A 26717-nucleotide genomic window follows, 5' to 3' on the forward strand; every position below is an offset into this window, starting at 1 on the left:
ATAATTACTGCTCCCAGCCAATTTGTACCCGAACCGATTCAAACATTGAGTATAAATCACTCACTTGTTGAGTCTGTTCTGTATGGATTACATTGTATGCTGTACTAGAAAAAGATAAATCAACATTTCGAGCAACAGGAATCAATAACTCACTCAACTGTTGGCTATAAGCAGGAACGATACCATCACCAATAAAACTATCTCTTGTTTGGCCATTCTCAATATAACGCAGGGTACTTGGATGTGGATGATCACCCCCGAACCATGCGCCATAATCATATAGATCATAATCAGAACCTAATCCAACATCCTCTGCTAATATGCCAAAGTTGGTTCCACGATAACTCAATTGAGCAATAATGATATTTTCAAGAGCTAAAATATTACCATTTAACTCTATTATTTCTGTAGATTCTGGCGACAAAAAGTCAATACTGGGAACTCTTAAATCTATATACTCATAATCTAAGTACCATCGTTCTCCAGCTAACATTTTGACAACTTCCCAGTTATCTTCACACATGCCACTATCATTTTGATAAGAAATTTGTGGGATACAATTTAATTCCATAAAACGATAAAAACGCCCTAAAGGTGAGCCTTGATGTGGAGTACCAGTAGTAACTAAACTTTTAACGTATTCTTTATATAGTGAATCCGAATTTTGTAAATAAGCTCTAGCAGCTAACCCACCGCGACTGTGTCCAAGCAAAACAACTTCAGTATCTATACCTAATGCAGTCACAATTTGGTCAATAGCGGTTTCGACTTCTTTACCTAATAAATTAAAGTTTGAAAAGTCACCATTACATCCATCAACAGTAATACACGTTTTACCATCTAAACCAGCTGTGGCTAAGCCACTATCTCGGTCATAACCACCAAAATCAAGCCTAAAGCAATATTCACCTTTACTGTTAGCTTGGGGCAATTCGGTTAGTTCATCAGCTATATTCAACCTAGTACATGAACCAGAAAAGAAACTATCATCATCAACTAGCTTATTCCAAGTCCCTGCCTCTGACGCTAAGCCATGCAACAATAAACTCACTTTACTCACTACTATTTCATCTAAAATAGCTTCTAAGCGATACCCTGAGTCCTCCCTCGCCGCAACGGCAATAAAATGTTTTTGACCTTGTTTTAATCTTTGAAGACACTTTTCTGCGCTTTGGAAACTATTATTTGAACGGCAATCATAATCAAACCTTGTCGGAACCGAATCTTGCTTTACATATAGATCGACATCTCCTGTTAATTGCGACAAATTAACATTTAATAAAATATTATCTAGAGTTGTCAATTCAAAGTAATGCCATTGACCCGCTAGGAGAGTTTCAGTTTTTATCTGTCCCAGTAGTAATTCACTTGGCTTTCTTTCTGTATGGCGATCAATAATGTAGGGATAAGGATCTTGTTCATTTGGAATATCGTCACCATCAATATCCCCATCTTCACCATCGGCAATACCATCATTATCAGTATCCAATTCAATAATATTAGATGAATTTCTAACAACGGCTTTAAAGCTACTGGTGTCACTTTGTATATTGGCATATTGAGTAACTTCGGTTGAAATATTTAGCGGGTTAACAGTCACCTCGACTAATTGAGTAGGTGTTTCTGGGAAAATATTTAATCTCACCATATCTGCAGCAATTAATGTCATACGTTGATTATTATTAGCAATAAAATCTGTAAGTAATTCAACATTTGAAATTTGTAACTCATTAGCAATGTCAGAAATAGCAGCATCTTGAGACAATCCAGATTTCATTTTAATATACACAAGCGTAGAGAATGGAGTCACTACCCTCTCACCTGCTGGTGCAGCTAAAGTAAAACTATTAGTGACTAACCGGTTAAGACCTTTATCAAAAGTGATCAACGGTTTTGCTTCTACAATAACTGGAAAATTTGTTGCTATTAAAGTATCTGGAATACTTAAAATAGCCTCTCCATTGCCATGCGTTTGAGATGTTGGATGAGTTGAAGAGTAACTTCCCGTATTATTTACATCTAACCATGCAGTCGCATTTTCTAAATAACCGTCAATGGCTGTAATGGTATAATCAGTGTAGATAATTTTAGGGGCTGGCGGTGCAGTTTTTGCCGGCTCATCAGAGGAACCACCACCACAAGCTGAAAGTATAAAAAATAATATTGATGATAATATCACCATCGTCATCCGTTGACATATAAACATAAAACATCCATTTTTTTGAGTAAAAAACATACAAAACAGTAAGTAACAAAATTTATATTATCATAATAAATTTACGATGTTACTTTTTTAATATGGGATTATTGTGATTTCTCTGCTCACAATCGCTATTGATTGCCTTCAAAACCAGCTAACCAGGTTTTGAACAATTGGTTGAGCTCGGGCAGTTCAGAATCTGAAAGGCTTGCCACCAGTTTGTGTTGAATGCGTACGTGCTCCTCAATCGCTTCATCTATAATGGCAAGGCCTTTGTTAGTCAAAGCTACCGATACGCTGCGCCTGTCTTCAGTGCTGTGTACGCGTGCAATTAAGTCTTTAGATTCAAGCTTGTCTAAACGATTTGTCATCGCGCCAGACGTTAACATCATCGACGATAATAATTTCGAAGGGGTTAAGGTGTAAGGTTTACCATTACGTCTTAATGTCGCCAGTACATCAAACTCACCCATAGTCAGGTCAAACTGCTTATGACAAGCTGATATTTCAGCCTCTATGTGTTTTTGCAAACGCAAAAAACGCCCAAGAATCGCCATTGGCTCAGTATCTAAATGCGGCTTTTGTTCGTCCCATTGCGCTACAACTCTATCAATATCCTCCATACCTCACCCTTATCATTTGGCACTCAAAACACAGCTTAAAAACTTAACGTAAAGATACTTCATAAAAAGGTACTTTACAAAAATAACTTAACAGTCCAGAATCGGCACTTATCTTTACATGAAGATATTTAATATAAAGGTAGTTTATGAATATTTTACTGGCTATGATCCCTGCATTCTTTTGGGGTACAACTTATGCGATGACCCAACTTACTTTGCCAGACTGGCCACCATTATTACTCGGTGCCCTTCGTGCGCTGCCTGCAGGACTGATTCTACTGGCGATTAAACCAAGCCTACCGCAAAAAACCGACTGGTCTATTTTAATTAAACTCGGTGCCATTAACATTGCGGTGTTTTTCAGTTTGATTTTTATCATGGCACTGACGCTGCCATCGGCTATTTCTGGCATCGGAATGATTTCAGTGCCGGTATTCGCAATGTTATTTCATTGGGTAATCAGTAAAAAACGTCCTAATTTGCTACAAGCACTGTCTGGAGCGGTGTTAATTGGCTTAGCTTGGATGCTGTTTGACCCAAGCTCCATTAGCTTAAACCCCATAGGATTAGTCGCAATGTTTGCCGCAATCAGCTGCATTATTATCGGCAGCACGATGACCAAAGCGTTAGGGTCGCGCATTCATTGGTGGACGATACTCACCTGGCAATTGATTATCGGCGGCACATTACTATTGGTTGTTGCGGGTATTCAGGCACTCTTTTCGCCACAGCAATATATCGATGTGGTCAGCCAATTTAGTCTGACTAATGGCTTTGGTATAAGCTGGATAATCTTGCTCAATACCGTACTCGGTTACAGTATGTATGTGTGGTTACTGCAACGTATGTCGGTGGTCGACTTTACTTTTGGCGGCATTGCCAACCCAATAGCGGGCATCGTCTGTGGCCTAGTATTAATGGCCGAATCATACACTCCACATCAATATTTATTGATGAGCGGAATGATTTTAGCCTCTATCGCGCCAACATTAATTCAGCTAATACGCCAAAAAAGCTCCGTGCGATAGCAAGCGATTAAGCGAGCCATCGAGTGAGTAACTAAAACGAGTAACTAAAGCAGAGCTCTTAACTGATTAAGTGCATCGACAGAGAAGCCTTGGTCATAAAAGTAAATGATTTTACCTTGCTCATTGAGTAGCACGACTCGAGTATTATTAGGATTTTCATTACCGGTAAAGGCTTGTACTTGGTCGCCATCTTTATAGATGGTGACCACACCTTTCCATAATGGCTTGGGTATACCAGCACGCATGCCATTATTAATCAGAGGACTGAACATTCTAGGAAACAACCCTTGTATGGTCGGAACTTCATATACCGCCACTTGAGTTTGGGTCATATCTAGGCCAATCAACCAGCGGTCAATATCAAACTGTGAATCTTGCTTGTAACCAATCAACAACAGCGACATTTTACCTTGTAAATCGTCAGGAAAAGCCATCGACTCTTTTTCAAGTGTTTGCCCTGTCACCGACGGAAAATCTTGCCCTGTAATAGCCTGGTTTGGATAACTGGTGCTACAAGCACTCAGCAGTAAAGCCACAATAATCATTAAAAAACGCATCTGTAATCCTTGTTGATAAATAGCTTATTCAGTTATACGCAAGCAAACGGCAAAAAGATTGCTTGTTGCCAAATTCAGATAAAAATTGACTGCATTTACAACCAAATGTAACCGTTGCAGCATATTTTTACCCAAAGTATAAACATGTCATTCAGCTAGCTATTCTCTAGCTGCCATTCCTCAATGGCTTCTTTCGCTGCCCGAAAAGCCTCAATACCAGCCGGCATGCCGCAATAAACGGTTGAATGCAGCAATACTTCCTGAATTTCTTCAATAGAACATCCATTACGTAATGCCCCACGAACATGGCCCTTTAATTCAGTGGGTGCCTTTAATGCTGCCAGTGTTGCAATAGTGATTAGGCTGCGCGTTTGCTTAGAAATAGCATCTCGCACCCACACTTCTCCCCAACAATTTGCAGTGACTAACGCTTGCAATGGTTGAGTAAAATCAGTGACATTACTAAGCGCTTTATCGACATAAGCGTCCCCCATTACCTGGCGACGTACCTCAAGCCCTTTTTGGTATTGTTCATCATTCATCTGTGGCCCCCTCTATTTTCACTTTTGGTTAATTCATCAAAATAATCCTGCCTATATACACGTTAAACTTAATCTTAAATAACACCACGCTTTTGTTGCAGTCAGTTGATAATGTGCCCAAGTCGATATCAATTCAGTTTTTACCTTAGCAGGTAAGCGTGGCGGATATATTTTATGACTCTATCTAAAAACTCAATCAAATTACTGGCTAAAACACTGTAGTTATAGGTATTATGTTGCTGATTTAAAAGCATGATTCTACATCATGATTTTTATTAACTTAATGACTATCAAGGAATGGTATCGCCATGGAAAGAGGCACGTTAATTCGTTGGAACACCGAAAAAGGCTTTGGTTTTATCAAGCCAGAAACCGGTGATAATCAAGATGTCTTTATTCACATCTCAACCCTAAAGCACATGGCCAGAAAGCCTATTGTTGGCGATGAGATACTATTTCATCGCGAGAACCAACCCGATGGCAAAGTCAAAGCCGTAAAAGCCAGTATTGAAGGCGTCGCAGTTGTGTCAAACACTATTCGACCAGCGTCTCACACTGGCCAACATCATCGAAACAACCAATCTCATCATGACGAAAACTACCGCTCAAGTCCCGTGCTTGGCCGTTTGATCATGCTTATTATTCTGCTTGGGGTTGGTATTTTCGGTTATAAACAATATCAAAAAATGACCGCCACGCCAGTGCTCACCAATGCAGATGTTGAACAGATGGAGTGGACACCAACCGTATCAAAACCAAGCTCAATCAATCTACAACCACAGTTCAGATGCGAAGCTGGTAAAACACACTGCAGCCAAATGCGCTCATGTGCAGAAGCAACCTTTTATATCCGTAACTGTCCAGGAACTGAAATGGATGGTGATGGGGACGGAGTTCCATGTGAAAGGCAGTTCTGTAATTAAACATTAAGGAATGAATCATAGAAAGCTGGTTCTGGCTAACCGCTTGCTTGGGCACTAGAGTGCTAAATCTTAGACCTTAGATATGAGGCTTCAGGCATAAGGTTCCAGCTAGCCTTTATCTATTTGGCACAGGCGGCTATCGCTATTTTTTCGCCTGCTTTCGATACTGGCTTGGGGTTATATTTTTGCAGCGCTTAAAGCTGTGGCTAAAATTGGCCCCATCACTAAAACCAAGGCGTTCGGCTATTTCATCAAGTTGCATCGGCGTTAATAATAACACTTCGGCTATGCCAAAACGCACATCGTCACGCACCTGGCGCCAACTGGTTTGTTCTAGTGTTAGTTGACGATGCAAAGTGCGAGTCGTTCGAGCCAAATGCTGGGCGATATCTTCCATTGATGCTGCTAAGCCTAAGTGTACTAAGGTGTCTTTGACCAACTTAGCAACAGGGTTCCAGTTTTGCTTTTGTTGCAGTAGCTGGTTGCATTGCGCCTCACATAATCTGGCGGTGGCTTCATTGGCTTTTAATAATGGCAGATCTAATAGCGGTGTTAATCCAGTAAAACCGTTATAACTAGCATTGAATTGGATCTCAGCACCCAGTTTTTGCTTTATACCTTCGAGTGACAAGCCTGCGGGCTGAGGCGACGTAAACTGCAATTTTATCGGTAAGTCGTTACTTTCAAATACTTCTCGTTGGATCATCGCAGCGCCCAACATGTCTCTAACTAACACCAGTTCACCTAACTCACCAGGAATGTCGCATGAGAACCTTAGGGATAAATCGTCCTTAAGCTCAGTTAATGTTATCTGTGAAAAAACATAGGTTAAATCTAGATAACGTAAGCCTAATTCAATCGCCTTTCTCGCAGTGCTGCTCGCCAATAGAGCATAACCCATGATGCCATAACTGGTCAGGTGATAACGGCAACCTAACTCCATTCCAACCTTGAATGGGCATGAAGTATTGAGCATGAGGTTATTTAACACCTGTAATTCTTGTTTTTCTTCAACCAATTGCTCGTGATCGGTTAATTGGGCGCCCACCAAACCAGACCCTTGCAGCAACCGCTCTTGCTCAATGCCCTGCTCAATGCCATAGGACACAATAATTTGCACACTGGTAATGCTGCGAAATGTCATAACTTAAGGCTGCCATGTCTTAAAATCACAAATATACGTCCCTTTAGCGCGTAGATCAATGAACAATAATTTCCTATGCTGGATAGATAATACAATTTGTTAACAACTGTTGAATGGTCCGCTATCGAGAAATTAATGCTCAACGTAACAAGTAAAAATACAGATGGCTAATCACAAAAACCAAACTATCTGATAAATAACCATAATAATAGAGGGCGTGATGACCCAAGTTAAACGAAATCCTTCTGTGGTGATCATTGGTGCAGGTATGACGGGCATCTTAATGGACATTAAACTGCGCCAAGCTGGCATCACCGACATTGTAGTATTGGAGAAAAAAGACTGCGTGGGCGGAACGTGGCGAGAAAACACCTACCCTGGAGCTGCCTGTGATGTACCCGCTCACATGTATACCTATTCATTTGAACCTAATCCAAATTGGAGTCGTTTTTTTGCCCATGGACCAGAGATTAAACAATACTTTGAGCACGTAGCAGATAAATATGATGTTAAACGAGACATTCGCTTTAACGAAGCCGTTACCGATGCACAATATGCCAATGGCAAATGGACCGTAAAAACCAGCCAGCAGCAAACCTACATCGCTGATTTTATTGTGTGCGCCACGGGCATTTTGCACCATCCACAATTTCCAGACATTCCCGGATTAAAAGATTTTAAAGGTACAACATTCCATACCGCCCAATGGAATCACAATGTCGACATATCCGCCTCTACCCGTGTTGGAGTTATCGGTACTGGGTCAACGGCCGCACAGGCCATACCCGAATTGATTAAAACCGGTGCTAAGGTTTCAGTTTTTCAGCGCACACCACAATGGCTAATGCATCTGCCCGATTTTACTTTTTCAAAAACCAGCCGAAAGTTAATGGCTCGCTTTCCCATCATCACCAAAATTCATCGCAATATGGGCAAGTTTTTTCTAGAACATTTTTTTACCAAAGCAGTCACGGGACACTTTATCCAAAAGCATGCGTTAAATTTTTTGTGTAAAGCCAACTTACGATTAAGCATTAAAGACAAAACCTTACGCGAAAAGCTACGACCTCATTATCAAGTAGGCTGCAAACGGGTCATTATCAACACCACCTTTTATAAAGGCATTCAAAAACCCAATGCTGAGTTAATAACAGAAGGCATTGAGCGCATAACTGAAACAGGCATTATCACTAAAGACGGTAAACACCATGAGCTAGACGTATTGGTGTTATCGACCGGTTTTAATGCATTTAATTTTATGCGCCCCATGAATCTAATTGGGCGTAACAATTTGCACATTGATAAAGCCTGGGCTCATAAAATCAAAGCATATCGATCAATGTTACTCAGCGACTACCCTAACTTTTTTTTAATGCTCGGCCCCAACACACCTATTGGTAACTTCTCCGTTATCGCCATGAGCGAAGTGCAAACTGACTACGTTATTAAACTGATCGATAAATGGCGTGAGCATGAATTTGATGAGTTTGAAGCCAAGCAACAAGCCATTGACGACTTTAATGCCTACGTAAAGGAGGGGTTAAAGGGCACTAGCTGGGTTGGAGGATGCCAAAGTTGGTATTTAGATGCCGATGGCGACCCAATTTTATGGCCCTACACCTGGCAGCGATGGGTTGATGAAATGAAACAGCCGCAGATGGAACACCTTAATACCCGATCATTTTAATTGGCTTATCCACCTTTTCATCCTTACATATCCACCCGTATTGATTCACTCGTGCTGATTGACTCATACTAGAAAAACCAGGTTTATGATGAATAAAAATACTATATTTATTACCGGCGCAGCTTCCGGCATTGGCTTAGCGACTGCAAAACACTTTCACAAAAAGGGCTATTGGGTCGGTATGGCCGACATCAATTTAGCGCAATTAACACAGGCCACCGAAATATGGGACAGAACTCGAGTACGGTTGTTTCAGCTAGATGTCAGTGATTTTTCACAAGTACAACACGCCATGGCTAAATTTTGTGCGGAACATAATAACTGCTTGGCTATATTAGTTAATAATGCCGGCATATTGGAAATAGGCCCCTTTGAAGACATCCCTATCGAACATCATCAGCGCACATTAAGTGTCAATGTCATCGGGGTCATGAATCTGTGTCATGCTGCATGGCCATATTTAAAAAATTCCGGCACAAGTACTATTATCAACATGTCATCAGCCAGTAGCGATTATGGTGTACCAGAATTAGCCAGCTATTCGGCCAGTAAGTTTGCCGTAAAAGCACTGACCGAGGCGCTGGAACTTGAGTGGAAAAAGTACGGCATCAGCGTATGCGATGTCATGCCGCCCTTTGTGGCAACCAATATGCTTAAGGCGCAGAAAAACAGCGCCAAAGTCATGCAACGACTCGGCGTGAATATCACTGCTGAACACGTAGTCGCTGTGATTGATAAACAAGTGAAACAGCCTAAAACCCATAGAACAGTCAGTGTTTTTTATGGCTTATTGCATAGATTAAATAACGTATCACCGGCATTTATCAATCGCCTAGCGATGAAGTGGCTAAGTCGATAAAACATGTGGTTTTAATCAGTTAACAATAATAAAAGGCCATAAAAATGGATAACATTAATAAGCCAACACCATTGTCACAAGACAAATCATCAACTGACAAGCCATCACTAAACGAACCACTGGAAGGCGAGCCGCTACAAGGCAAACGTCTACAAGCGCCCAAGCTTGAAGCGAAACAATTAATGGTTGCCAAGTGGTTATCATTAGCGCCGCTATACAAGTTGCCAGTCACATTATTCAGATATGTATTTCTAGCGATGGACCGAGTACTGGGGCTGACTAAAATTGAAATGGATAAGGTGATTAATTTAACGGTCCCGGTGAGTACTGGCACTCCTCTTTTGGGCACTATTCCTTTGAACGAACATAGCGCCAGCGATAGCAGCCATACCATCGCCAACAGAATAAAGCTTCGCATCTACCATCCCAGCGCCACCAAACCTCAAAAAACCTTAGTGTACTTTCACGGTGGCGGCGGCGTTATTGGCAGTATTAACACTCACGATCACTTTTGCCGCTATCTGGCTAAACATGGCAACATGAACATTATCTCAGTCGGTTATCGATTGGCCCCAGAACATAAATTCCCCATCCCGATTTGTGATGCCATCGAAGCGTGGAACTATATCAACACCAACCATCAACAACTTAATATTAATCCACAACACATAGGCGTAGGTGGTGACAGCGCTGGAGGGTATTTAGCGTGTATCATCGGTTTACATTCACTGCAAACATCACTACCAGTACAGGCAAAAGTAACACCCGCATTTCAGTTTTTAATCTACCCAATGGTAGATTTACAAGGCTTAACCGAGTCTTATCGCCGTTTCAATAAACAGTTAATACTCACCCGCGATTTAATGGATTATTTCAGGTTAAAATATTTACACTCTCTCGACGAAGTTACTCTGCCATTAGTGAGTCCACTACAAGCAAAAGACATCAGCGAATCACCAAAAAGTTACATCTTAACCCTAGGTTACGATCCATTAAGGGATGATGGCATTGCATATGCGCAGCGCCTAAAAGCGGCAGGCATCAACACCCAACACCAGCATTTTGATGATTGCATGCATGGCTTTATTTCAATCACAAAACTCAGCGCGCGCGCCAAACAAGCCACTCATAACATCGCAATGGGATTAAACAGCTTTAATGAATGATCGTTATAGGTAACTGACAGCAGAACCGACTCTAGAAACCACCAACAGATGATAAAGTTTACTCAGACGCCATGTATTACAGGCTAACAAGCCAACTTATGCTAAAATGCGCCGATCAGCTTTATGAATGTGCAATTCTCATTTGTTTGACTGAGCGTAGTGACCCCTACCGTGATTAACTAATGAGGATACACCAATGAGTAAGTTAAATGCCGAAGAGCGTAAAGCTCGAGATAACGATCGTTTTTCAAAACGAGTGGATGAACGCAGAGTAAAAGGCGAAGATGTCGTTGCGTATGCACTTGCCAATGAAAAAGCGTTTAAGTTTCTGACCAAAGATGAGAAACACAGCCTTAAAGAAAGACAAGCGGCACTAGTAGAAGAAGTCAGCATTAAAAAACAGCAACAAGTTGAGCTTAAAAATCAGCAAGAATTAGACAAGGTTCAAGCTGAATTTACTGATACCGCACAGTAAAACCCCATCAACAGCCATTGTTAATGATGATGGCTGACCACATTCAAATACTTATTTTTATAAATTCTAGTCTATAAAAATCGGTATTTGAAAGCTGGTGAAGCTCCACAGGCATGCGACTAAATTGAATCCACTCACTCCAATTCGACTTTCGCAATTTAATGGTTCATGTTTAAAAGTATTCGTCCGAACCACTTATTTATAATCTAAAGATCAACGTTTCATTCCGGCTTATAAGCATTATCGCTTAAAAACCTTAGTGAATAGCAGCTAAAAACTTAACCACTAAATCTCACGTTTCGTACACACAAATAAGGCATTGCCAGATGCTAAATCCCAAGGGATGATTTTGTCGTAATCGTGTTCAAATATTTGAATATCGAAATACGGGCTTAACAATGCTTCAAGTTCAGTAAAGCTAGTGGCGACCATCGCATGCGAATCTTGCCATAACTGCGTCGCATCAAACTGGGTTTTGCCAATGCTTAGATTGAGCGATTGCATCTCACCTTCACCGCTGTAATGCCAACCCGATTCAAACACAAACTGACTATCTTCAAATTCGGCACTGTGTCTCACTAACGCCTTGTTATTGATTTTATGTTTATCAACGGTGTTAAAACAAAACAAGCCGCCGGTATTTAATGCCTTATGCACACTGGCAATACAGGCTTTAAGTGCCTCGATACCTTGTGAGTAGTGAATGGAGTACAAAAAGCAGGTAATAAGATCGAGTTTTTCTTCTACATAAAACTCAGTCATATTTTGCAAACTAAACTGCGCTTCAGGACAACGACGCATAGCTATATCGAGCATGGGTTGATTGATATCGAGACCACTGCTTTGAAACCCTAAATCGATAAAATGCCTTACATGAGGCCCCGTTCCACAGGCTAAATCTAAATGCTGTTTACCACTGTTACCCAAAAACTGATGCAAGCGCACGATGCTATTGCTTTGCTGCTGGTAATTAATGTCACAGCACATTAAATCGTAATAACCGGATAAATCGGTATAGAGGGCATTGGTAGACATAAAAAGGGATCAGCGACATAGGCAAATTTAGGGTGGCGCATCATATATCAAATTGCACAATGGAGGAATAAGGAGTGAGAAATAAGCAATGAGACATGATAAATAGCTAACGACTAAAATCTAGCGAGTCTTCTCTCGCAAAAATGCTAGAAATACCCCCTATACCGTTAAGTCACAAAGCATTTTTTTTAATCATCAATTAATCAGGATGTTGTACTAAACAGTTTGGAATATCATTTATCCTACACATCCCATAAAAAGTGTACTTACATACACTTTTTGTAATGCCAAACCGTAAACCAGCCATAAAGTGTAGCGTTGTATACTATTTACCCATTCAGATATTAAAAAGCCCCGATACTGTTAAGTATGGGGGCTTTTTAAAATAGTGTTGAAGCAACGCAGTTATTGCCGCGTTAAGTCAGATGAAACGTTAAAGCAGACCCACTTACTCTCTCAACTGACTCCCTCACTTACTCTCTCGCTAATCACAGATGGCGATCGCGCTAAAATGACTAACGTACCCATCGCATCAGCTCATTCGCATCTATTACCGCAAGCTGTCTTTCAGTTAGGCTTCCAGCTGAATCAAAGAGGAATAGTTCAGTTACTCGTGCGTTATGCTTGGCGATAAACGCATCGCCCTCAGGCGTTGCTGTTCTAGCAAGCAGAAAGTACACGTTATCACCAAGATGAGAACGGGCTTCATTCATCTGCTCAGTCTGGGTAATACTTGAAACAAGGTTAGGATCATAGACAAATACTACCGCAGGTTTGCCCGTACCAATTTGTTCAAGATTAGACGTAAACCCCTTGGGCATAAGCATTAGCAACAGCCCAAACAGCAATACTATGGATGCTATGACACTTATCGCAACCCAAGGCATTTTACGAGGCGCGTTGGTAGGTTTATCCATAATGATAGATCTCTCTTTTAAGTGTTGAAATACGTACCCAAGCAAAACAGTATAATCAATAAACCTGAGGCTTAGATTAAAAACGTCTGGGATGAATAGACAATAGATGATTTAGACGGCAATAACGTTTACTCTGCCCTCACTAAATATCGACCACTAAGAACATAATGCAATACACTGTGCATTATGCAAAGTGTACAGGCAACACATCATCACGTGTGCCACTGCATGTCGGCGCAGTTAACGTTCATTTTGTTATTGTTTTAGAATGAGTGACTTGAGTTATTTTTACCTATTTTATCTGAAGGATTAATTTTTAATGGAAAAAGTGTTTGAAAGATTGATGTATGCATCGCGCTGGATCATGGCGCCGATTTATCTGGGATTAAGCCTAATCTTATTCGCTTTAGGCATAAAGTTCTTTCAAGAGATCTTTCATATTATCCCCAATATTTTCTCGATAAAAGAAGTCGATTTGGTGCTAATCACCCTATCGTTAATCGACATCACTTTAGTCGGTGGCCTACTCATCATGGTGATGTTTTCAGGTTACGAAAACTTCGTATCACAGCTTGATGTGGGCGAAAACAGCGAGAAACTCAACTGGCTTGGCAAGATGGACGCAGGCTCGCTAAAAAATAAAGTAGCAGCGTCTATAGTCGCGATTTCGTCTATTCACCTACTTAAAGTCTTTATGAATGCCGAAAATATCGCGAACGACAAAATCATGTGGTATTTGCTCATCCACATCACCTTTGTATTATCGGCCTTCGCCATGGGATATTTGGATAAAATTACTAGGAAGTAACCATCCATCTCCAAATAAAAAGCCCTGATACATAACAGCATCAGGGCTTTTTATTTACTATCGATTAGTACCACACTTTAGGATCAGCGTTATGATTCTGCGCTGCATCAATACTAATCCCCAGACCATTAAGAATTTTGAACACTGTCGAAATATAAACATCATTGCCTTTCTCAACACGGATTAAGGTCTTTTTGGTCACGCCACACAGCATCGCCGCCACATCTTGAGTCAATGCCGCATTGTTTCTGGTTTCTTTAATGAGTAAACCCAAGGATTGTTGATTGAGTGCAGGTGTCATCACGTTAGTCCAAAGTGTACTTTGTTACACTTTACTGTAATTTCCCCTGTCAAGATCAACAACAGTGTAGTTAAGTACACTTTTTAATTATCTAAGTTGCCAAATGAGTTATAAGTGTAGGTTGTTACACTATCGAATCGATTACGCCATACTTTTAAAATTAACACTGGCTTTTTCATCAGCATCATAGATATTATGAGCTTGATTATTATCAAGTTATGAATGGATGCTGTTGGTAAATGATTCTTAAAACTAAAACACTACAAATGACCAAAACGCCGCAAACGATTGCCGGTCAAAAACAAGAACAGGATGTAGCCTTCTTCTTACGCCGCGCATTTAAAGACAACCCTGAAGTACTGGTTATCAACGACTTCAAATTCAGCTTTAATGATGAAACGGCTCAAATTGATCACTTGATCGTATACACCTATGGCTTCGTGCTCATTGAATCAAAAAGCATAAAAGGTCACGTTAAAGTGAACAACCAAGGCGAGTGGACACGCAGCTATAACAGTCAATGGTCAGGTATGTCTTCGCCCATCAAGCAAGTTGAGCTGCAACAAGCCTTATTGAAAGAAATGCTCATGCATCATAGGAATGACATATTAAGTAAGTTACTGGGTATAAAGCAGCAAGGCTTCAATGGACGTTGTTGGCACTATTTATGTGCGGTATCCAGTAATGCTGTGATCGACAGAAAACCCATGCCCAAAGAGATTTCGGACAAACTGTATAAAACTGAATTTTTGGTCGACGAACTCAAAAATATCATGAATCTTAAACACAAACTGATCCGCTTGGTCAGCGTCACCGACACTCGACCAGACTTTAGCCAACGGGAACTCGATTCAATCGGCCAATTTCTTATTAGCCAACATATCGACTCAAATATTCAGCAAGCTAATAATGCTTCGGTGGGACTAAAGCAAACCCAAACGATACTCAAAAGACCAGAACTAAAACTAGAGCTTGAGCAAGGGCCTAAACCAACATCAGCGCCCACTCATCATCTAGCTCAATCTACTGCCGCAATACTTGCACCAGTAGCGGTTGTCGCATTAGCGCCAGACCAACACCCGATACTAAGCTGTAAATATTGCGGTGAATCAACACAATATACACCTATGTATGGCAAATTCGGTTACTACATCAACTGCAACCAATGCAGTAAAAACACAGCAATGAAATTACCATGCCCACAATGCATGAGTAAAAATACCAAAGCCACCAAGCGCAAAGAAACCTACACCTTGAATTGTGTGGATTGCGGGTTTGAAAAACGAATTATTTAATCATTAACTCTGATTCTCAGACTAGGACGTCAACATGAAAGATAAGGATAAAATCGCAGTATTTATTGATGCTGATAATGCTCCTGCAAAGAAAATTGATAAAGTGTTATCAGAACTTGCTCGCTATGGTGTGGTAAATATACGTAAGGCTTACGGTAATTGGAAAAATGCTAATTTAAAAACTTGGGAAGATGTGCTGCATGAGTATGCAATTCAACCCATCCAGCAATTCGATTTAACTAAAGGTAAAAACGCCACAGACATGGCACTGGTTATTGATGTTATGGATGTTTTATATACAAAAGATGTAGATGTTATTTGTTTAGTCTCATCAGATTGCGATTTTACCCCCTTAGTCACTAGAGCACTGGCGGATGGTAAAACCATCATCGGGTTTGGAGAGCGCAAAGCTCCTATGCCATTTGTGAATAGTTGTTCTCGATTTTTATTTCTCGATGATGACCCAAGTGAAGATATTCCATTACCTACAGCCACTAAAAGCTTAAACAAGAACACAAAGCTCATCAGTTTATTGGGGCAAGCTATTGAAGCTGTAGAGGAAGATGACGGATGGGCAATGTTAGGACCTATAGGTACTCATATTTCTAATCATGCCTCGTTTGATCAACGTAATTATGGCTTCAAGAAGCTGAGTGATTTATTCGCATCTATAGATCTTTTTGATATGAAAAAAACCAACGGCTCAGTCATTTGGGTAAAAGACAAAAAAAGGCATAAAACGGCAAACGGTAAGGGGAAATAACTATTATTGTCTCGAGATAATTTAGTAATAGTTTACAACGATAATTTCGTAACGAATTGACTACTATGACAGGCTCACCATGACATTCACTCACCGACACGCCGTAAACTCATCCATGAGGGCTCGAACATCCCGTCCATGGGATGGACGGTCATCTCGCAAATACTCATGGTTCACCTTTCAGCATCAGCGTAACTTGCTGACTTCAGAGCTTACTTCTAAGATTTAACAATGCGTGGCACTGCTAATTTCAAATTATACCTAACTTGTGGAAAAATAATTTATTTCGCATACCAGCGTCTTTTAATAATTTATCCCAGCTTAATACTTCAATATATAAATTGAGACTTGCATGCCATTTGAAATAGCCCTTTCTATCAGGCATAGGTTTGAAATCATGTTCTTCTTCTAACCAATCTCTTACTTTCACATCAAAATCACAGACCACATAACCATAAAATGGTGTGTTAGATTCAATATTAATCTCACGACCTTCTGGCGTTTCGAAATAACCATCACGAATTTTACGCACGTAACGGATGATCTGCTTTACAGGATCATCTTTTGAAGAAGGATTAGCAAAGTCATTACGCTTTGGTTTCTTAAACTCGAATACCATAACTGGATTGCTAGCTTCGTTTTCCCCTCTAAACACCACTCTTTTATCATAAGCTAACAAGTCAGGCCTATCAGATAAATGACCTTCCAATGGTAAATCTGACGATAAGTATTCAGTAAAGTTTAACCTTTCATCAATAAGCCATAGGTTGTGTTCTTGAAAAGGTGTTTTAATTGAATTCCCTTTGCGTGGAAATATAATATCATGCACAACTCCTTCATTTGAAAAACTACCATTTTCGTTTGCTTCCAAACTTTTCTTAAAAATATCGATCACACTACGCCTAAGGGCAACATAATGTGCTAAATCATTTTTGTTAGATTCAGAGATACGATCTAATATATTAGCCGCTTTATCATGTAATGACTCACTATCATCAGAAGCGAGAATCACTTTAACATCCTTTTTTAGTTCGTCTTCAATATAAAACTTCGCTTTTTGGAAGGTCAGTTCTATTTGTTCCTCTGATGGATTCATAGGTAAGCTAGACAAATCAACACTGTCCAGCATGAGCACATGCCAAGGCGCTTCTTTATTAATATAATCAACCACAAACCTTTGCTTTTTGCTTGTGCGTTCATCAACCTCTTCGCTTACCACCTCGAGAGCTGTTTTCACTGCTTGCTCTTCTATTTGAGATTGTGAAATACCATATTGCATATCATTATCTTTATGAAAATCAAAATTGCCACGTTCTAGTGAAACATGCTCATCTAAGAAAGATGAAAAAACATATACTTTTAAGATAAAGTTTCTAACAACACCGGCTCCAATTGTTTCATTAAACTCTTCTGAAAATTCAGGAATATAATTTTGAATTTGCGTAGAAGTTACAGTCCTCTTATGAGCAACTAAATTAACTTGGCTTTTTTGCTGTTTAGGGGAGTAAAACTTAAAAACGCGAGCACAAAAAATTTGTTGAACACCATTATTTTCTGTCAATAAGAATTTTTGATTAAACGTTGGTAATTCTACAATTGAACCACGGCCTTCATTTACTAGAAAATCATTTAAAGAAATGATTTTATCACTAGCTTCATCCCTTAATTCAACAACAGGGCATTGGTAGCCATCGGTACAAAAATAAGGAAGAAGTTTTTCAAATAATGTTCGTGCAATAGTCGAGCTCTTTTTGTCAATAAATTTTGATGATTTTATTGATTTTAACTCTGCAACTGTTCCTGATTTAATAAACTCAGCAGGCACAATTTTTTCGTCTTCTATAATATCATTAGCTTTACCCATCTTAAACGATCGATTAAGTTTAGTATCACCTAAAATATAATTGCTAGAAATAATTAAATCATCAAAATATTTTAAGCAGGTAAATCGCCCAAAGCCTTTACCACCAATAGCAATTTTATGAGCCGAATATAAAGTATCGAATGAATCTCTATTATTGTCAGTAAAACCTATACCATTATCCTTTACTATAAAACCTATGACTTCCTGAAGGTTATTAGAGTCGAGTTGCAGTTGAGAAGCTCGTTTTATGAGAACCTCAACCTTCCCACCTTGGGTGGATCCCATTTCAATGGCTTGGATTGCATTAACAATTAACTCAACTAAAGGTGTGTATACGTTAATCCCTGATTTTATATTATCGACAGCACGTCTAATATTTACATTACTCATAATATCCCTATTTTTTGACACCTTAAATGAAATTACTAAGCTTTTGTATAGTTAATAACATAACGACTCATCATTGTTTGTAGACGACTTTGTAGCATAGATAGCTTCTTCATTCCATCGATTCACATACGGTGCAGTATGTTATAACTCATGAGTAAAAGAAGCATATTTAAAGTGAAGTTCCCGATAGTAATCAGAATGATTCTGCTCTTAAATTCCCAAAATATCAAAAAAAAGCCTCGATACTGTTAAGTATCGAGGCTTTCTCTTTTCTTTTACAAGAAGTTTGGCTTTAAGCTTTTAGGCTTGAAACAACACTTGATCTAACGCAGGAAAAATCAGCTTAGAGCAAGGCTTTTTGTCACGAAGCGTAGTGTTTTTCTACGTGAGTGGCAAAGTAACGCCGCTATAACTGATTTTAACCAGTTAGATTACATCATGCCGCCCATTCCGCCCATTCCACCCATTCCGCCCATATCTGGTGCAGAATCTTGTGGTACTTCAGCAATCATCGCTTCTGTTGTGATCATAAGACCAGCAATAGATGCGGCGAACTGTAGCGCGCTACGAGTCACTTTAGTTGGGTCTAGGATACCCATTTCTAACATGTCACCGTAAGTATCGTTACCCGCGTTGTAACCGAAGTTACCTTCGCCGTTTTTAACAGTGTTAGCCACAACTGATGCTTCTTGACCTGCGTTAGTTGCGATTTGACGTAAAGGCGCTTCCATAGCACGTAGTGCGATTACTACACCGTGCTTTTGGTCTTCGTTCAATACTTCAACATCTTTAATTTTGCTTGCTACGCGAACAAGGGCAACACCACCACCGGCGACCACACCTTCTTCAACCGCTGCGCGAGTTGCATGCAATGCATCTTCTACGCGAGCTTTTTTCTCTTTCATTTCAACTTCTGTTGCTGCGCCAACTTTGATTACTGCAACACCGCCAGCTAACTTAGCCATACGCTCTTGAAGCTTTTCTTTGTCGTAGTCTGAAGTTGAATCTTCAACTTGTTGTTTGATTTGCGAAACACGTGCAGAAATTTGCACTTGGTCGCCACTACCATCGATGATTGTAGTGTTATCTTTAGTGATGATTACGCGCTTAGCTGTACCTAAATCTTCTAGAGTGGCTTTTTCAAGTTCTAGACCGATTTCTTCAGCGATAACAGTACCGCCAGTTAGGATAGCAACGTCTTGAAGCATTGCTTTACGACGGTCACCAAAGCCAGGAGCTTTAACAGCAGCTACTTTAACGATGCCACGCATGTTGTTCACAACTAGTGTTGCTAATGCTTCGCCTTCAACGTCTTCTGCAACGATAAGCAATGGCTTACCTGTTTTAGCTAGACCTTCAAGGATTGGCAACAATTCACGGATATTAGAGACTTTTTTGTCTACTAATAAAATGAATGGGCTGTCTAATTCAATGCTGCCAGTTTCTGGCTTGTTGATGAAGTATGGTGATAAATAACCACGGTCAAACTGCATACCTTCAACAACGTCTAATTCGTTTTCAAGCGCTTGGCCTTCTTCAACGGTGATAACGCCTTCTTTACCGACTTTTTCCATTGCGGTTGCAATGATGTCGCCGATTGACTCGTCAGAGTTAGCAGAAATTGTACCTACTTGAGCAATCGCTTTAGTGTCTGAACATTCTTGAGAAAGTAGTTTAAGTTCAGCAACGGCTGCGATAACCGCTTTGTCGATACCGCGCTTAAGGTCCATTGGGTTCATACCCGCTGCAACTGCTTTTAGGCCTTCAACAACAATAGCTTGTGCTAATACTGTTGCAGTAGTGGTACCGTCACCGGCAGCATCATTGGCTTTAGAAGCAACTTCTTTAACCATTTGTGCGCCCATGTTTTCGAACTTGTCTGTTAGTTCGATTTCTTTAGCAACTGACACACCATCTTTGGTGATCATTGGCGAACCAAAGCTTTTATCTAAAACAACGTTACGGCCTTTAGGGCCTAAGGTTACTTTAACTGCGTTGGCTAGGATGTTAACACCAGCAAGCATTTTTACGCGTGCGTCGTTACCAAATAAGACTTCTTTTGCTGCCATTTTTTGATGTTCCTTTAAATTTAATGATTAATTGGAAAGTCGATTGATGCGTGAGGCTTAGCCTACTACTGCCATCAGGTCAGCTTCTGACAGGATTAACACTTCTTCACCGTCAATTTTTTCTTTCTTCACGCCGTAACCTTCATTGAAGATCACCACGTCGCCCACTTTAACGTCAAGTGGTGTAACTGTGCCATTTTCTGAAATACGACCGTTGCCTACTGCAAGGATTTTACCGCGAGTTGATTTTTCTGCTGCGCTGCCTGTAAGCACGATACCGCCTGCAGATTTAGATTCAACTTCTAAGCGTTTAACGATAACGCGGTCATGTAATGGACGAATATTCATCTATGAACTCTCCTAATGATTTGATGCCCAAAAAGCGAGGCTATTGACTAACAAATAAGGGTTTCCCCCTTGATGCATGTGATATGGGGGTGACTGGTCACAGATCCAAGGGGAATTTTAAAAAAAATTGCACTTTTTTTACGTCTGTTTTATTAAAGCAATGCTAATCCTGATAGAATTCGGCTCCTTTGAAACATCAAACGTTTGAGAATAGATGAAAGACAGACACGGGTTGCTCAGCGCACCTATTGGTCGTGTACTGCTTAACATGACTTTGCCTAACCTGATTGGGATTATGACCATTCTAGGTGGCAGTCTGGTGGACATTTTTTTTATTAGCCAGTTGGGTACAGATGCACTGGCAGCAGTGAGCTTTACGTTTCCGGTAACCTTAGTCATCACTAGTATCGGCATTGGCATTGGCGCGGGTGTGTCTACCAATCTTGGCCGCTTGATTGGCTCTGGCCACGCGCCCGAATCCAGAGTGTTTTTATTTGATGCCTTGTGCATGACACTGCTTATTATTTGGGGTTTGTCGATACTGGGTTGTGTGTTTATTGAACCTATTTTCAGTTTACTTGGGGCCAACAGTGCCAGTTTGCCATTAATTAACGACTACATGTGGTACTGGTATTTAGGCGCTCCGGCATTGGTGTTGTTAATGGTGGGTAATCAAGCCTTACGCGCCACGGGTGACACCCACTCACCGGCTAAAATTATGATGTTAGCCGCGATTGTAAACTTGATCCTCGACCCGTTACTTATCTTCGGCATTGGCCCTTTTCCGCGTTTAGAAATTCAAGGCGCTGCTATTGCGACCACACTATCCTGGTTAGTGGCAATGTCATTAGCGGGCCACTTAATTATTGTCAAACGTAAACTGGTTCAGTTTACTGAGTTTGATGTGGGTCGATTAATTTTACATTGGAAAGTCTTATCCCATATTGCTCGCCCTGCCGCATTAATGAATGTGATTAATCCTATTGCCAACGGCATTATAATGGCGATGTTGGCACGGATTGATCATGCTGGTGTGGCTGCTTTTGGTGCTGGAATTAGGCTTGAGTCGGTACTGTTGATTGTGGTGATGGCACTGTCGTCGAGTTTAATGCCGTTTATTGCCCAAAATTTAGGTGCCAGCCAACCTGATCGCGCCAAAAAAGCCTTATTGATGTCGTTGCGATTTGCTTTTGTATTTCAAACAATCTTGTTTATTCCGCTGTATTTTTATGCCGAACCTATCGCAAGATTGTTTACTCACGACCCACTGGTTATTGAGTGGCTGAGTTTTTATATTATGGTGTTGCCTGCCTCTTATGGGCCACTTGCCATTGTTATTATGGTTGCCACTAGCTTAAATGCTTACCATAGGCCGTTGAGTTCACTGGTGATTAACTTGTGCCGCTTAATGTTATTAATGTTACCGCTGGCGGCGCTAGGCTCGTATGTTGGTGGGGTGAAAGGGATTTTATTGGCGTTACCCATTGCTAATACATTGATGGGGATAGCTTGCTATTACCTTGCGACGCAAATTAGCGAGCCAAAAGAGATTAAGCACACTGTGCCTTGTTCAGATAACTCAATAGCTACAGACGGCGAACAAGACGATACCAATAAATCAGCCTCTCGCCTTGGCGAATATTAAACTGTGTTAATAATGGCAGCCACACTTGCTTTTTAAACTGTGTCGGTGGATTAATAACACTATATTACTGGTAAAAAATCTTGGTTTAACATGAAAAAATCCATTTACGCCGCCATGCTTTCTGGCATTGTTTGCCCTGGCAGTGGCCAGATTTGGCTAGGTAAAAAGCTACTCGGCTGGGGGTTTATCAGTGTCAGTGTGGTGTGTATTTTGGTGATAATGGATCAAATTATTAGCCGTGCACAAGTGATTGCGGAGCAAATTTTAGCGGGCAATATCGGTAACGATTTAACTTCCATTTATGCCGCGGTATCCAACGTAGCCCTCGACGCCAGTAACTCAACCATGCCAGCACTCACTTGGATATTTATAGTCAACTGGGGATTAAGTGTCGCCAGTGCATTTTGGTTTGGTGCTCAGCAAGATAAGCAACTCCAGCTGCAAGCCGATTCCAAGACAGAAGCATAAACAAAAACAAAAACAGCCGAGCAATGCATCTGCACTAGTCGGCTGTTTTACCTTGTTTCTTATCACGCGCTAAACACGGCGCTCAATAAAACCTGCTCTACACATCACGCCAAATAAAAGATCAAACTTGGTCTTGTTAAATAAGCTGGTATTACCATAATGTGTATTAAGATGGTGTGTCAAAAGTGGTGCGTATTAAGACGGCTTGTCGTCATCTTTAGGCTTAATGGGCTCGACATCTATAATATCGTCACGATTTTCGTCATGGCGCTTATCTTTAATATCATCACGATCATTGTTAATGTCATCATCAAGATCAACTACTTCAATTTGATGGCTACGTGGACGTTCATTTTTATGTTCAAAATCACCGTCGAAAGTGTTGCCCTGTTGATCAAATGGCTTTTGCCCTGCAAATGGGCCTGATTGACCAAAAGGACTTTGTCCGCCGCCAAAACCAGGGGGAATACCACCATTAGCCACAACACGAAGTTGCATGCGTTTATATAAAAATGCCGCAATAGGAGCGCGGGTAAATGGGGTTAATAAAATTAAGCCAATAAAGTCGGTAACAAAACCAGGAATAAGCAATAACACCCCAGCGGCAGCCAACATCATACCTTCAACAATTTCTTGCCCTGGTGCTTCGCCTCGGGCTAATTTTTGTTGCACGCTCATTAAAGTACTTAAGCCTTGGCTGCGTACTAATGACACACCTACAACCGCGGTAAATAACACTAGCGCGACAGTGGTCCATGAACCGATTGAGCTGGCTACTTCAATGAGTACATTGAGCTCAATAACCGGTATTAAAACAAATATTAACAATAAAATAAAAAACATATTGGCCTCTAAGGATCGCTTTTTGATAGAGTGACGACTTATAAGATAACAGAGTGGCGACCTGTAAAATAACCGTTGCCGATGAAACTTAAATGGGGGTGAACGGGTCTCTTTTCAAGACGCGTCACGAATATCATCTCAGTTTAATGAAAATGCGTTTAAAAAAGCGTACTGTGATGACCTTGCGCATGATAACAGCATTAACTTAAGTAAACTTTAAGACAACTTATGTATAAACCTGAACAGCTACTTATTTTTACCACTTGCCCAGACGCTAACATTGCTTGTCGCATTGCGACGGCATTGGTAGAAGCAAAGTTGGCGGCATGCGTACAAATAGGCCAAGCCGTTGAGTCAATTTATCAGTGGGACAATAACATTTGTCAGTCACACGAAGTGCCGATGCAGATAAAATGCATGACAACTGATTACCCTGCAATTGAACAACTCGTGATCACAATGCATCCTTATGAAGTACCAGAATTCATTGCCACTCCGATTATCGGTGGTTTTGGCCCTTATTTACAATGGATAAAAGACAACTCACCATCATGAAAAAACTCGTTGCCATATGCCTTACATCATTGTTAATGATGTCATCAATTTTACTCGCGCCAGCAGCACACAGTGCTAATGTGTTGAGTAATAAATTCAGCTTTTTAAGCAGCGAACCTGAGTTAATGAAGGTTAACGATGCTTTTGTGTTTGATTACCAACAACAAGGTAATCAACTCAAAATCAATTTTGTCATTGCTGAAGGCTATTATTTATATCGCGACAAGCTGCAGTTTTCGGTCGACGGTGCAGTGATTGGCGATATTGAATTACCTCATGGTAAAAACCATCACGACGAATACTTTGGCGACCAAGAGGTGTTTTACTCGTTTGTTGAAATCCCTATCGCATTTAAAGAAGCCCAAGCCGATGCGGTATTTCATGTCACCTTTATGGGTTGTGCAGAAGGTACTTTGTGTTACCCGCCCACCAAACACGATGTAACGTTAACAGCGATTGAAGCAAATGACGGCACATTAAGCAGTAAAAAAGTGATTGGTGCACCTGATGACGCGCAAGCATCGACAACGGCAACCGATGCTCCTGCAGCACCCATTACTCAGCAAGACACGTTAAACCAAATGCTCCAAAACGATAGCCTATTATGGACCTTGGTGATTTTCTTTGGTTTAGGTATTGGCTTAGCATTAACACCATGTGTGTTTCCGATGTACCCTATTTTGTCGGGCATTATTGTTGGCCAAGGTAAGAAGTTATCTACCGCTAAAGCCTTCACTCTATCAATGGCCTACGTACAAGGCATGGCGATTACCTACTCTTTATTAGGATTAGTGGTTGCCTCTGCCGGACTTAAGTTTCAAGCAGCCTTGCAACACCCAGCCATTTTGATTTTCTTAGCGGTGATGTTTGTGCTGCTGAGCTTATCAATGTTTGGCATGTACGATTTAAAACTGCCATCGAAGTGGCAAGAAAAAATGAACTCGATGTCGAACAACCAAAAAGGTGGCAACCTTATTGGTGTGTTTATGATGGGGGTGATTTCAGGTTTAGTCGCTTCGCCTTGTACCACGGCGCCGTTATCTGGCGTGCTGATTTACGTGGCGCAGTCTGGTGATTTACTGCAAGGCTTTTTAGCGCTGTATGTACTCAGCATGGGTATGGGTTTACCGTTATTAGTGATTGGTACTTCGGGTGGCAAAATCTTACCACGCGCAGGAGCGTGGATGGACATTATTAAAACCATCTTTGGTTTCTTACTAATTTCAGTCTCGATAGTAATGATTGGCCGTATTTGGCCTGGTTTAGTGTCCGATTTACTCTGGTCATTATGGGCAATATGCTTAGTCGCTTACTTAATGCATCAAAACAGGTTGTCAGAATTTAACTGGAAACAAAGCACTCGTGGGGTATTTTTACTACTGGCTTTGATGGCAAGCTTTTCGTATGGTTTCCAAGCAATCATGACAGGTTTTGGTCATAAAACCCCAGATATTACTCAAGCGGGTGTTGAAGGAAAAACCCAAAATAAAGAGAATCATTTTATTCGTATTAAGTCGCTTGAAGACTTAGAAGTTGAATTGGATAAAGCCAGCATTAGCGGTAAAACGGTGATGTTAGATTTATACGCCGACTGGTGTGTGGCCTGTAAAGAGTTTGAAGCGATTACCTTTAAAAATAAAGATGTCGCCACGCGCATGAGCCAAATGGTGCTATTGCAAGCTGACGTAACGGCCAGCGATGACATTGATATCACCCTTTTAGAACATTATGGCGTGTTAGGTTTACCTACCTTGTTAATGTTTAATAGCGATGGCAAACAGCGTGAAGATTTACGAGTTACTGGCTTTATGGGACCAAAAGACTTTGCCGCTCATTTAGATATCCTGCTAGCAAAGTAAATTAGCGAAAGGAATTTAGCGGGCTCATTAGGGTCTGTTGATCTTTCAAGGTTATTTTTGCAGCGAATTGTTGGCCATTTGTACAAGGCTGAGACTTTGATGTGTAGTTATTCTACATAAGAAGTTGATAACGCAGTAAAAATGACCAACAAACTCTGCCCGAAAGGTTCGGCTAAAAACGTTTTACTCTTTGTTGAATGAATTTTGCTTAGATGACTAGGCATCAATCCATTCGCCTCGATTAAAACGTTTTTAACTCGAACAAAATTCAACCAGAAAAGATCAACAGACCCTAGCTAAAGCGCTATGTAAACCTCACCCAATAAACATTATGCAAAACAGCATCTTTAGTT

General features: G+C 40.7%; 25 protein-coding genes. 13 read left to right on the plus strand and 12 right to left on the minus strand.

Going from position 1 to position 26717, the window contains the following annotated elements:
- Positions 1-4: 4 nt before the first annotated feature.
- Entirely contained in the window at positions 5-2206 is a 2202-nt protein-coding gene (locus SFRI_RS18720) for an alpha/beta fold hydrolase (RefSeq protein ID WP_244262843.1), read from the minus strand.
- Positions 2207-2331: 125 nt separating this feature from the next.
- Positions 2332-2823, minus strand: coding sequence for a MarR family winged helix-turn-helix transcriptional regulator (locus tag SFRI_RS18725; protein ID WP_011639058.1), 492 nt, complete (start codon positions 2821-2823; stop codon positions 2332-2334).
- 146 nt (positions 2824-2969) lie between these two features.
- Between SFRI_RS18725 and SFRI_RS18730 the strand changes: the two genes are divergently transcribed.
- A complete protein-coding gene (locus tag SFRI_RS18730; RefSeq protein WP_011639059.1) occupies positions 2970-3851 on the plus strand; it encodes a DMT family transporter in 882 nt (293 codons plus the stop codon).
- A 44-nt stretch (positions 3852-3895) separates the two neighbouring features.
- Here SFRI_RS18730 and SFRI_RS18735 read toward each other — a convergent pair whose 3' ends face one another.
- Together SFRI_RS18735 and SFRI_RS18740 are read right to left on the minus strand one after the other, a co-directional pair.
- A complete protein-coding gene (locus SFRI_RS18735) occupies positions 3896-4408 on the minus strand; it encodes a hypothetical protein (RefSeq protein ID WP_011639060.1) in 513 nt (170 codons plus the stop codon).
- A 155-nt stretch (positions 4409-4563) separates the two neighbouring features.
- Positions 4564-4950 (minus strand): carboxymuconolactone decarboxylase family protein, encoded by a 387-nt coding sequence (locus SFRI_RS18740; RefSeq protein WP_011639061.1) that lies wholly within the window; start codon positions 4948-4950, stop codon positions 4564-4566.
- Positions 4951-5258: 308 nt separating this feature from the next.
- Here SFRI_RS18740 and SFRI_RS18745 point away from each other — a divergent pair, with 308 nt between their 5' ends.
- A complete protein-coding gene (locus SFRI_RS18745) occupies positions 5259-5873 on the plus strand; it encodes an excalibur calcium-binding domain-containing protein (RefSeq protein WP_011639062.1) in 615 nt (204 codons plus the stop codon).
- A gap of 142 nt (positions 5874-6015) precedes the next feature.
- On the opposite strand, the gene SFRI_RS18750 is transcribed toward SFRI_RS18745, so the two are convergent.
- Positions 6016-7017, minus strand: coding sequence for an AraC family transcriptional regulator (locus SFRI_RS18750; RefSeq protein ID WP_011639063.1), 1002 nt, complete (start codon positions 7015-7017; stop codon positions 6016-6018).
- A 220-nt stretch (positions 7018-7237) separates the two neighbouring features.
- Between SFRI_RS18750 and SFRI_RS18755 the strand changes: the two genes are divergently transcribed.
- The 4 genes from SFRI_RS18755 (at position 7238) to SFRI_RS18770 (ending at position 11204) form a co-directional block, all read left to right on the plus strand.
- On the plus strand, positions 7238-8704 hold the full coding sequence (locus SFRI_RS18755) for a flavin-containing monooxygenase (protein WP_011639064.1): 1467 nt from the start codon (positions 7238-7240) through the stop codon (positions 8702-8704).
- 85 nt (positions 8705-8789) lie between these two features.
- Entirely contained in the window at positions 8790-9563 is a 774-nt protein-coding gene (locus SFRI_RS18760) for an SDR family oxidoreductase (RefSeq protein ID WP_244262844.1), read from the plus strand.
- A gap of 44 nt (positions 9564-9607) precedes the next feature.
- Complete coding sequence (locus tag SFRI_RS18765; RefSeq protein ID WP_011639066.1) at positions 9608-10729, plus strand: alpha/beta hydrolase; 1122 nt, start codon at positions 9608-9610, stop codon at positions 10727-10729.
- 196 nt (positions 10730-10925) lie between these two features.
- Complete coding sequence (locus tag SFRI_RS18770; RefSeq protein ID WP_011639067.1) at positions 10926-11204, plus strand: hypothetical protein; 279 nt, start codon at positions 10926-10928, stop codon at positions 11202-11204.
- Between the two features lie 285 nt (positions 11205-11489).
- On the opposite strand, the gene SFRI_RS18775 is transcribed toward SFRI_RS18770, so the two are convergent.
- Together SFRI_RS18775 and SFRI_RS18780 are read right to left on the minus strand one after the other, a co-directional pair.
- Positions 11490-12239: a class I SAM-dependent DNA methyltransferase gene (locus SFRI_RS18775; RefSeq protein ID WP_011639068.1), complete on the minus strand. Its 750-nt coding sequence runs from the start codon at positions 12237-12239 to the stop codon at positions 11490-11492.
- Positions 12240-12754: 515 nt separating this feature from the next.
- On the minus strand, positions 12755-13156 hold the full coding sequence (locus tag SFRI_RS18780) for a hypothetical protein (protein WP_041413238.1): 402 nt from the start codon (positions 13154-13156) through the stop codon (positions 12755-12757).
- Between the two features lie 319 nt (positions 13157-13475).
- Between SFRI_RS18780 and SFRI_RS18785 the strand changes: the two genes are divergently transcribed.
- Positions 13476-13964, plus strand: a complete 489-nt coding sequence (locus SFRI_RS18785) for a TIGR00645 family protein (RefSeq protein WP_011639070.1) — start codon at positions 13476-13478, stop codon at positions 13962-13964.
- A 64-nt stretch (positions 13965-14028) separates the two neighbouring features.
- Here the strand turns inward: SFRI_RS18785 and SFRI_RS18790 are convergent, their stop codons facing one another.
- On the minus strand, positions 14029-14265 hold the full coding sequence (locus SFRI_RS18790) for a helix-turn-helix domain-containing protein (protein ID WP_011639071.1): 237 nt from the start codon (positions 14263-14265) through the stop codon (positions 14029-14031).
- A gap of 239 nt (positions 14266-14504) precedes the next feature.
- On the opposite strand from SFRI_RS18790, the gene SFRI_RS18795 reads away from it, so the two are divergent.
- The gene (locus SFRI_RS18795; protein WP_011639072.1) at positions 14505-15560 is read left to right on the plus strand and encodes a nuclease-related domain-containing protein; all 1056 of its coding nucleotides are present in this window, start codon (positions 14505-14507) and stop codon (positions 15558-15560) included.
- 34 nt (positions 15561-15594) lie between these two features.
- Positions 15595-16323: an NYN domain-containing protein gene (locus tag SFRI_RS18800; protein ID WP_011639073.1), complete on the plus strand. Its 729-nt coding sequence runs from the start codon at positions 15595-15597 to the stop codon at positions 16321-16323.
- A 250-nt stretch (positions 16324-16573) separates the two neighbouring features.
- On the opposite strand, the gene SFRI_RS18805 is transcribed toward SFRI_RS18800, so the two are convergent.
- The 3 genes from SFRI_RS18805 to SFRI_RS18815 form a co-directional block, all read right to left on the minus strand.
- Entirely contained in the window at positions 16574-18577 is a 2004-nt protein-coding gene (locus tag SFRI_RS18805; protein ID WP_011639074.1) for an ATP-binding protein, read from the minus strand.
- A 431-nt stretch (positions 18578-19008) separates the two neighbouring features.
- The gene (gene groL / locus SFRI_RS18810) at positions 19009-20646 is read right to left on the minus strand and encodes a chaperonin GroEL (RefSeq protein ID WP_011639075.1); all 1638 of its coding nucleotides are present in this window, start codon (positions 20644-20646) and stop codon (positions 19009-19011) included.
- Positions 20647-20703: 57 nt separating this feature from the next.
- The gene (locus SFRI_RS18815; protein ID WP_011639076.1) at positions 20704-20994 is read right to left on the minus strand and encodes a co-chaperone GroES; all 291 of its coding nucleotides are present in this window, start codon (positions 20992-20994) and stop codon (positions 20704-20706) included.
- A 214-nt stretch (positions 20995-21208) separates the two neighbouring features.
- Between SFRI_RS18815 and SFRI_RS18820 the strand changes: the two genes are divergently transcribed.
- Complete coding sequence (locus SFRI_RS18820) at positions 21209-22639, plus strand: MATE family efflux transporter (RefSeq protein ID WP_011639077.1); 1431 nt, start codon at positions 21209-21211, stop codon at positions 22637-22639.
- A gap of 90 nt (positions 22640-22729) precedes the next feature.
- Complete coding sequence (locus SFRI_RS18825; RefSeq protein ID WP_011639078.1) at positions 22730-23107, plus strand: hypothetical protein; 378 nt, start codon at positions 22730-22732, stop codon at positions 23105-23107.
- A 195-nt stretch (positions 23108-23302) separates the two neighbouring features.
- On the opposite strand, the gene SFRI_RS18830 is transcribed toward SFRI_RS18825, so the two are convergent.
- Complete coding sequence (locus SFRI_RS18830; RefSeq protein WP_011639079.1) at positions 23303-23950, minus strand: FxsA family protein; 648 nt, start codon at positions 23948-23950, stop codon at positions 23303-23305.
- Between the two features lie 228 nt (positions 23951-24178).
- On the opposite strand from SFRI_RS18830, the gene cutA reads away from it, so the two are divergent.
- Together cutA and SFRI_RS18840 are read left to right on the plus strand one after the other, a co-directional pair.
- A complete protein-coding gene (gene cutA, locus SFRI_RS18835) occupies positions 24179-24505 on the plus strand; it encodes a divalent-cation tolerance protein CutA (RefSeq protein ID WP_011639080.1) in 327 nt (108 codons plus the stop codon).
- Positions 24502-26364 (plus strand): protein-disulfide reductase DsbD, encoded by a 1863-nt coding sequence (locus SFRI_RS18840; protein ID WP_041413239.1) that lies wholly within the window; start codon positions 24502-24504, stop codon positions 26362-26364. Before cutA ends, SFRI_RS18840 begins: the two co-directional genes overlap by 4 nt.
- The last annotated feature ends 353 nt before the right edge of the window (positions 26365-26717 follow it).

The sequence above is a fragment of the Shewanella frigidimarina NCIMB 400 genome (assembly GCF_000014705.1).
GTDB lineage: Bacteria > Pseudomonadota > Gammaproteobacteria > Enterobacterales > Shewanellaceae > Shewanella > Shewanella frigidimarina.

What these genes read in the sequence shown, in the direction of transcription:
- SFRI_RS18720 (WP_244262843.1), bottom strand. Translation starts at nt 2,206, where the DNA reads ATGTTTATATGTCAACGGATGACGATGGTGATATTATCATCAATATTA.
- SFRI_RS18725 (WP_011639058.1), bottom strand. Translation starts at nt 2,823, where the DNA reads ATGGAGGATATTGATAGAGTTGTAGCGCAATGGGACGAACAAAAGCCG.
- SFRI_RS18730 (WP_011639059.1), top strand. Translation starts at nt 2,970, where the DNA reads ATGAATATTTTACTGGCTATGATCCCTGCATTCTTTTGGGGTACAACT.
- SFRI_RS18735 (WP_011639060.1), bottom strand. Translation starts at nt 4,408, where the DNA reads ATGCGTTTTTTAATGATTATTGTGGCTTTACTGCTGAGTGCTTGTAGC.
- SFRI_RS18740 (WP_011639061.1), bottom strand. Translation starts at nt 4,950, where the DNA reads ATGAATGATGAACAATACCAAAAAGGGCTTGAGGTACGTCGCCAGGTA.
- SFRI_RS18745 (WP_011639062.1), top strand. Translation starts at nt 5,259, where the DNA reads ATGGAAAGAGGCACGTTAATTCGTTGGAACACCGAAAAAGGCTTTGGT.
- SFRI_RS18750 (WP_011639063.1), bottom strand. Translation starts at nt 7,017, where the DNA reads ATGACATTTCGCAGCATTACCAGTGTGCAAATTATTGTGTCCTATGGC.
- SFRI_RS18755 (WP_011639064.1), top strand. Translation starts at nt 7,238, where the DNA reads ATGACCCAAGTTAAACGAAATCCTTCTGTGGTGATCATTGGTGCAGGT.
- SFRI_RS18760 (WP_244262844.1), top strand. Translation starts at nt 8,790, where the DNA reads ATGATGAATAAAAATACTATATTTATTACCGGCGCAGCTTCCGGCATT.
- SFRI_RS18765 (WP_011639066.1), top strand. Translation starts at nt 9,608, where the DNA reads ATGGATAACATTAATAAGCCAACACCATTGTCACAAGACAAATCATCA.
- SFRI_RS18770 (WP_011639067.1), top strand. Translation starts at nt 10,926, where the DNA reads ATGAGTAAGTTAAATGCCGAAGAGCGTAAAGCTCGAGATAACGATCGT.
- SFRI_RS18775 (WP_011639068.1), bottom strand. Translation starts at nt 12,239, where the DNA reads ATGTCTACCAATGCCCTCTATACCGATTTATCCGGTTATTACGATTTA.
- SFRI_RS18780 (WP_041413238.1), bottom strand. Translation starts at nt 13,156, where the DNA reads ATGGATAAACCTACCAACGCGCCTCGTAAAATGCCTTGGGTTGCGATA.
- SFRI_RS18785 (WP_011639070.1), top strand. Translation starts at nt 13,476, where the DNA reads ATGGAAAAAGTGTTTGAAAGATTGATGTATGCATCGCGCTGGATCATG.
- SFRI_RS18790 (WP_011639071.1), bottom strand. Translation starts at nt 14,265, where the DNA reads ATGACACCTGCACTCAATCAACAATCCTTGGGTTTACTCATTAAAGAA.
- SFRI_RS18795 (WP_011639072.1), top strand. Translation starts at nt 14,505, where the DNA reads ATGATTCTTAAAACTAAAACACTACAAATGACCAAAACGCCGCAAACG.
- SFRI_RS18800 (WP_011639073.1), top strand. Translation starts at nt 15,595, where the DNA reads ATGAAAGATAAGGATAAAATCGCAGTATTTATTGATGCTGATAATGCT.
- SFRI_RS18805 (WP_011639074.1), bottom strand. Translation starts at nt 18,577, where the DNA reads ATGAGTAATGTAAATATTAGACGTGCTGTCGATAATATAAAATCAGGG.
- groL (WP_011639075.1), bottom strand. Translation starts at nt 20,646, where the DNA reads ATGGCAGCAAAAGAAGTCTTATTTGGTAACGACGCACGCGTAAAAATG.
- SFRI_RS18815 (WP_011639076.1), bottom strand. Translation starts at nt 20,994, where the DNA reads ATGAATATTCGTCCATTACATGACCGCGTTATCGTTAAACGCTTAGAA.
- SFRI_RS18820 (WP_011639077.1), top strand. Translation starts at nt 21,209, where the DNA reads ATGAAAGACAGACACGGGTTGCTCAGCGCACCTATTGGTCGTGTACTG.
- SFRI_RS18825 (WP_011639078.1), top strand. Translation starts at nt 22,730, where the DNA reads ATGAAAAAATCCATTTACGCCGCCATGCTTTCTGGCATTGTTTGCCCT.
- SFRI_RS18830 (WP_011639079.1), bottom strand. Translation starts at nt 23,950, where the DNA reads ATGTTTTTTATTTTATTGTTAATATTTGTTTTAATACCGGTTATTGAG.
- cutA (WP_011639080.1), top strand. Translation starts at nt 24,179, where the DNA reads ATGTATAAACCTGAACAGCTACTTATTTTTACCACTTGCCCAGACGCT.
- SFRI_RS18840 (WP_041413239.1), top strand. Translation starts at nt 24,502, where the DNA reads ATGAAAAAACTCGTTGCCATATGCCTTACATCATTGTTAATGATGTCA.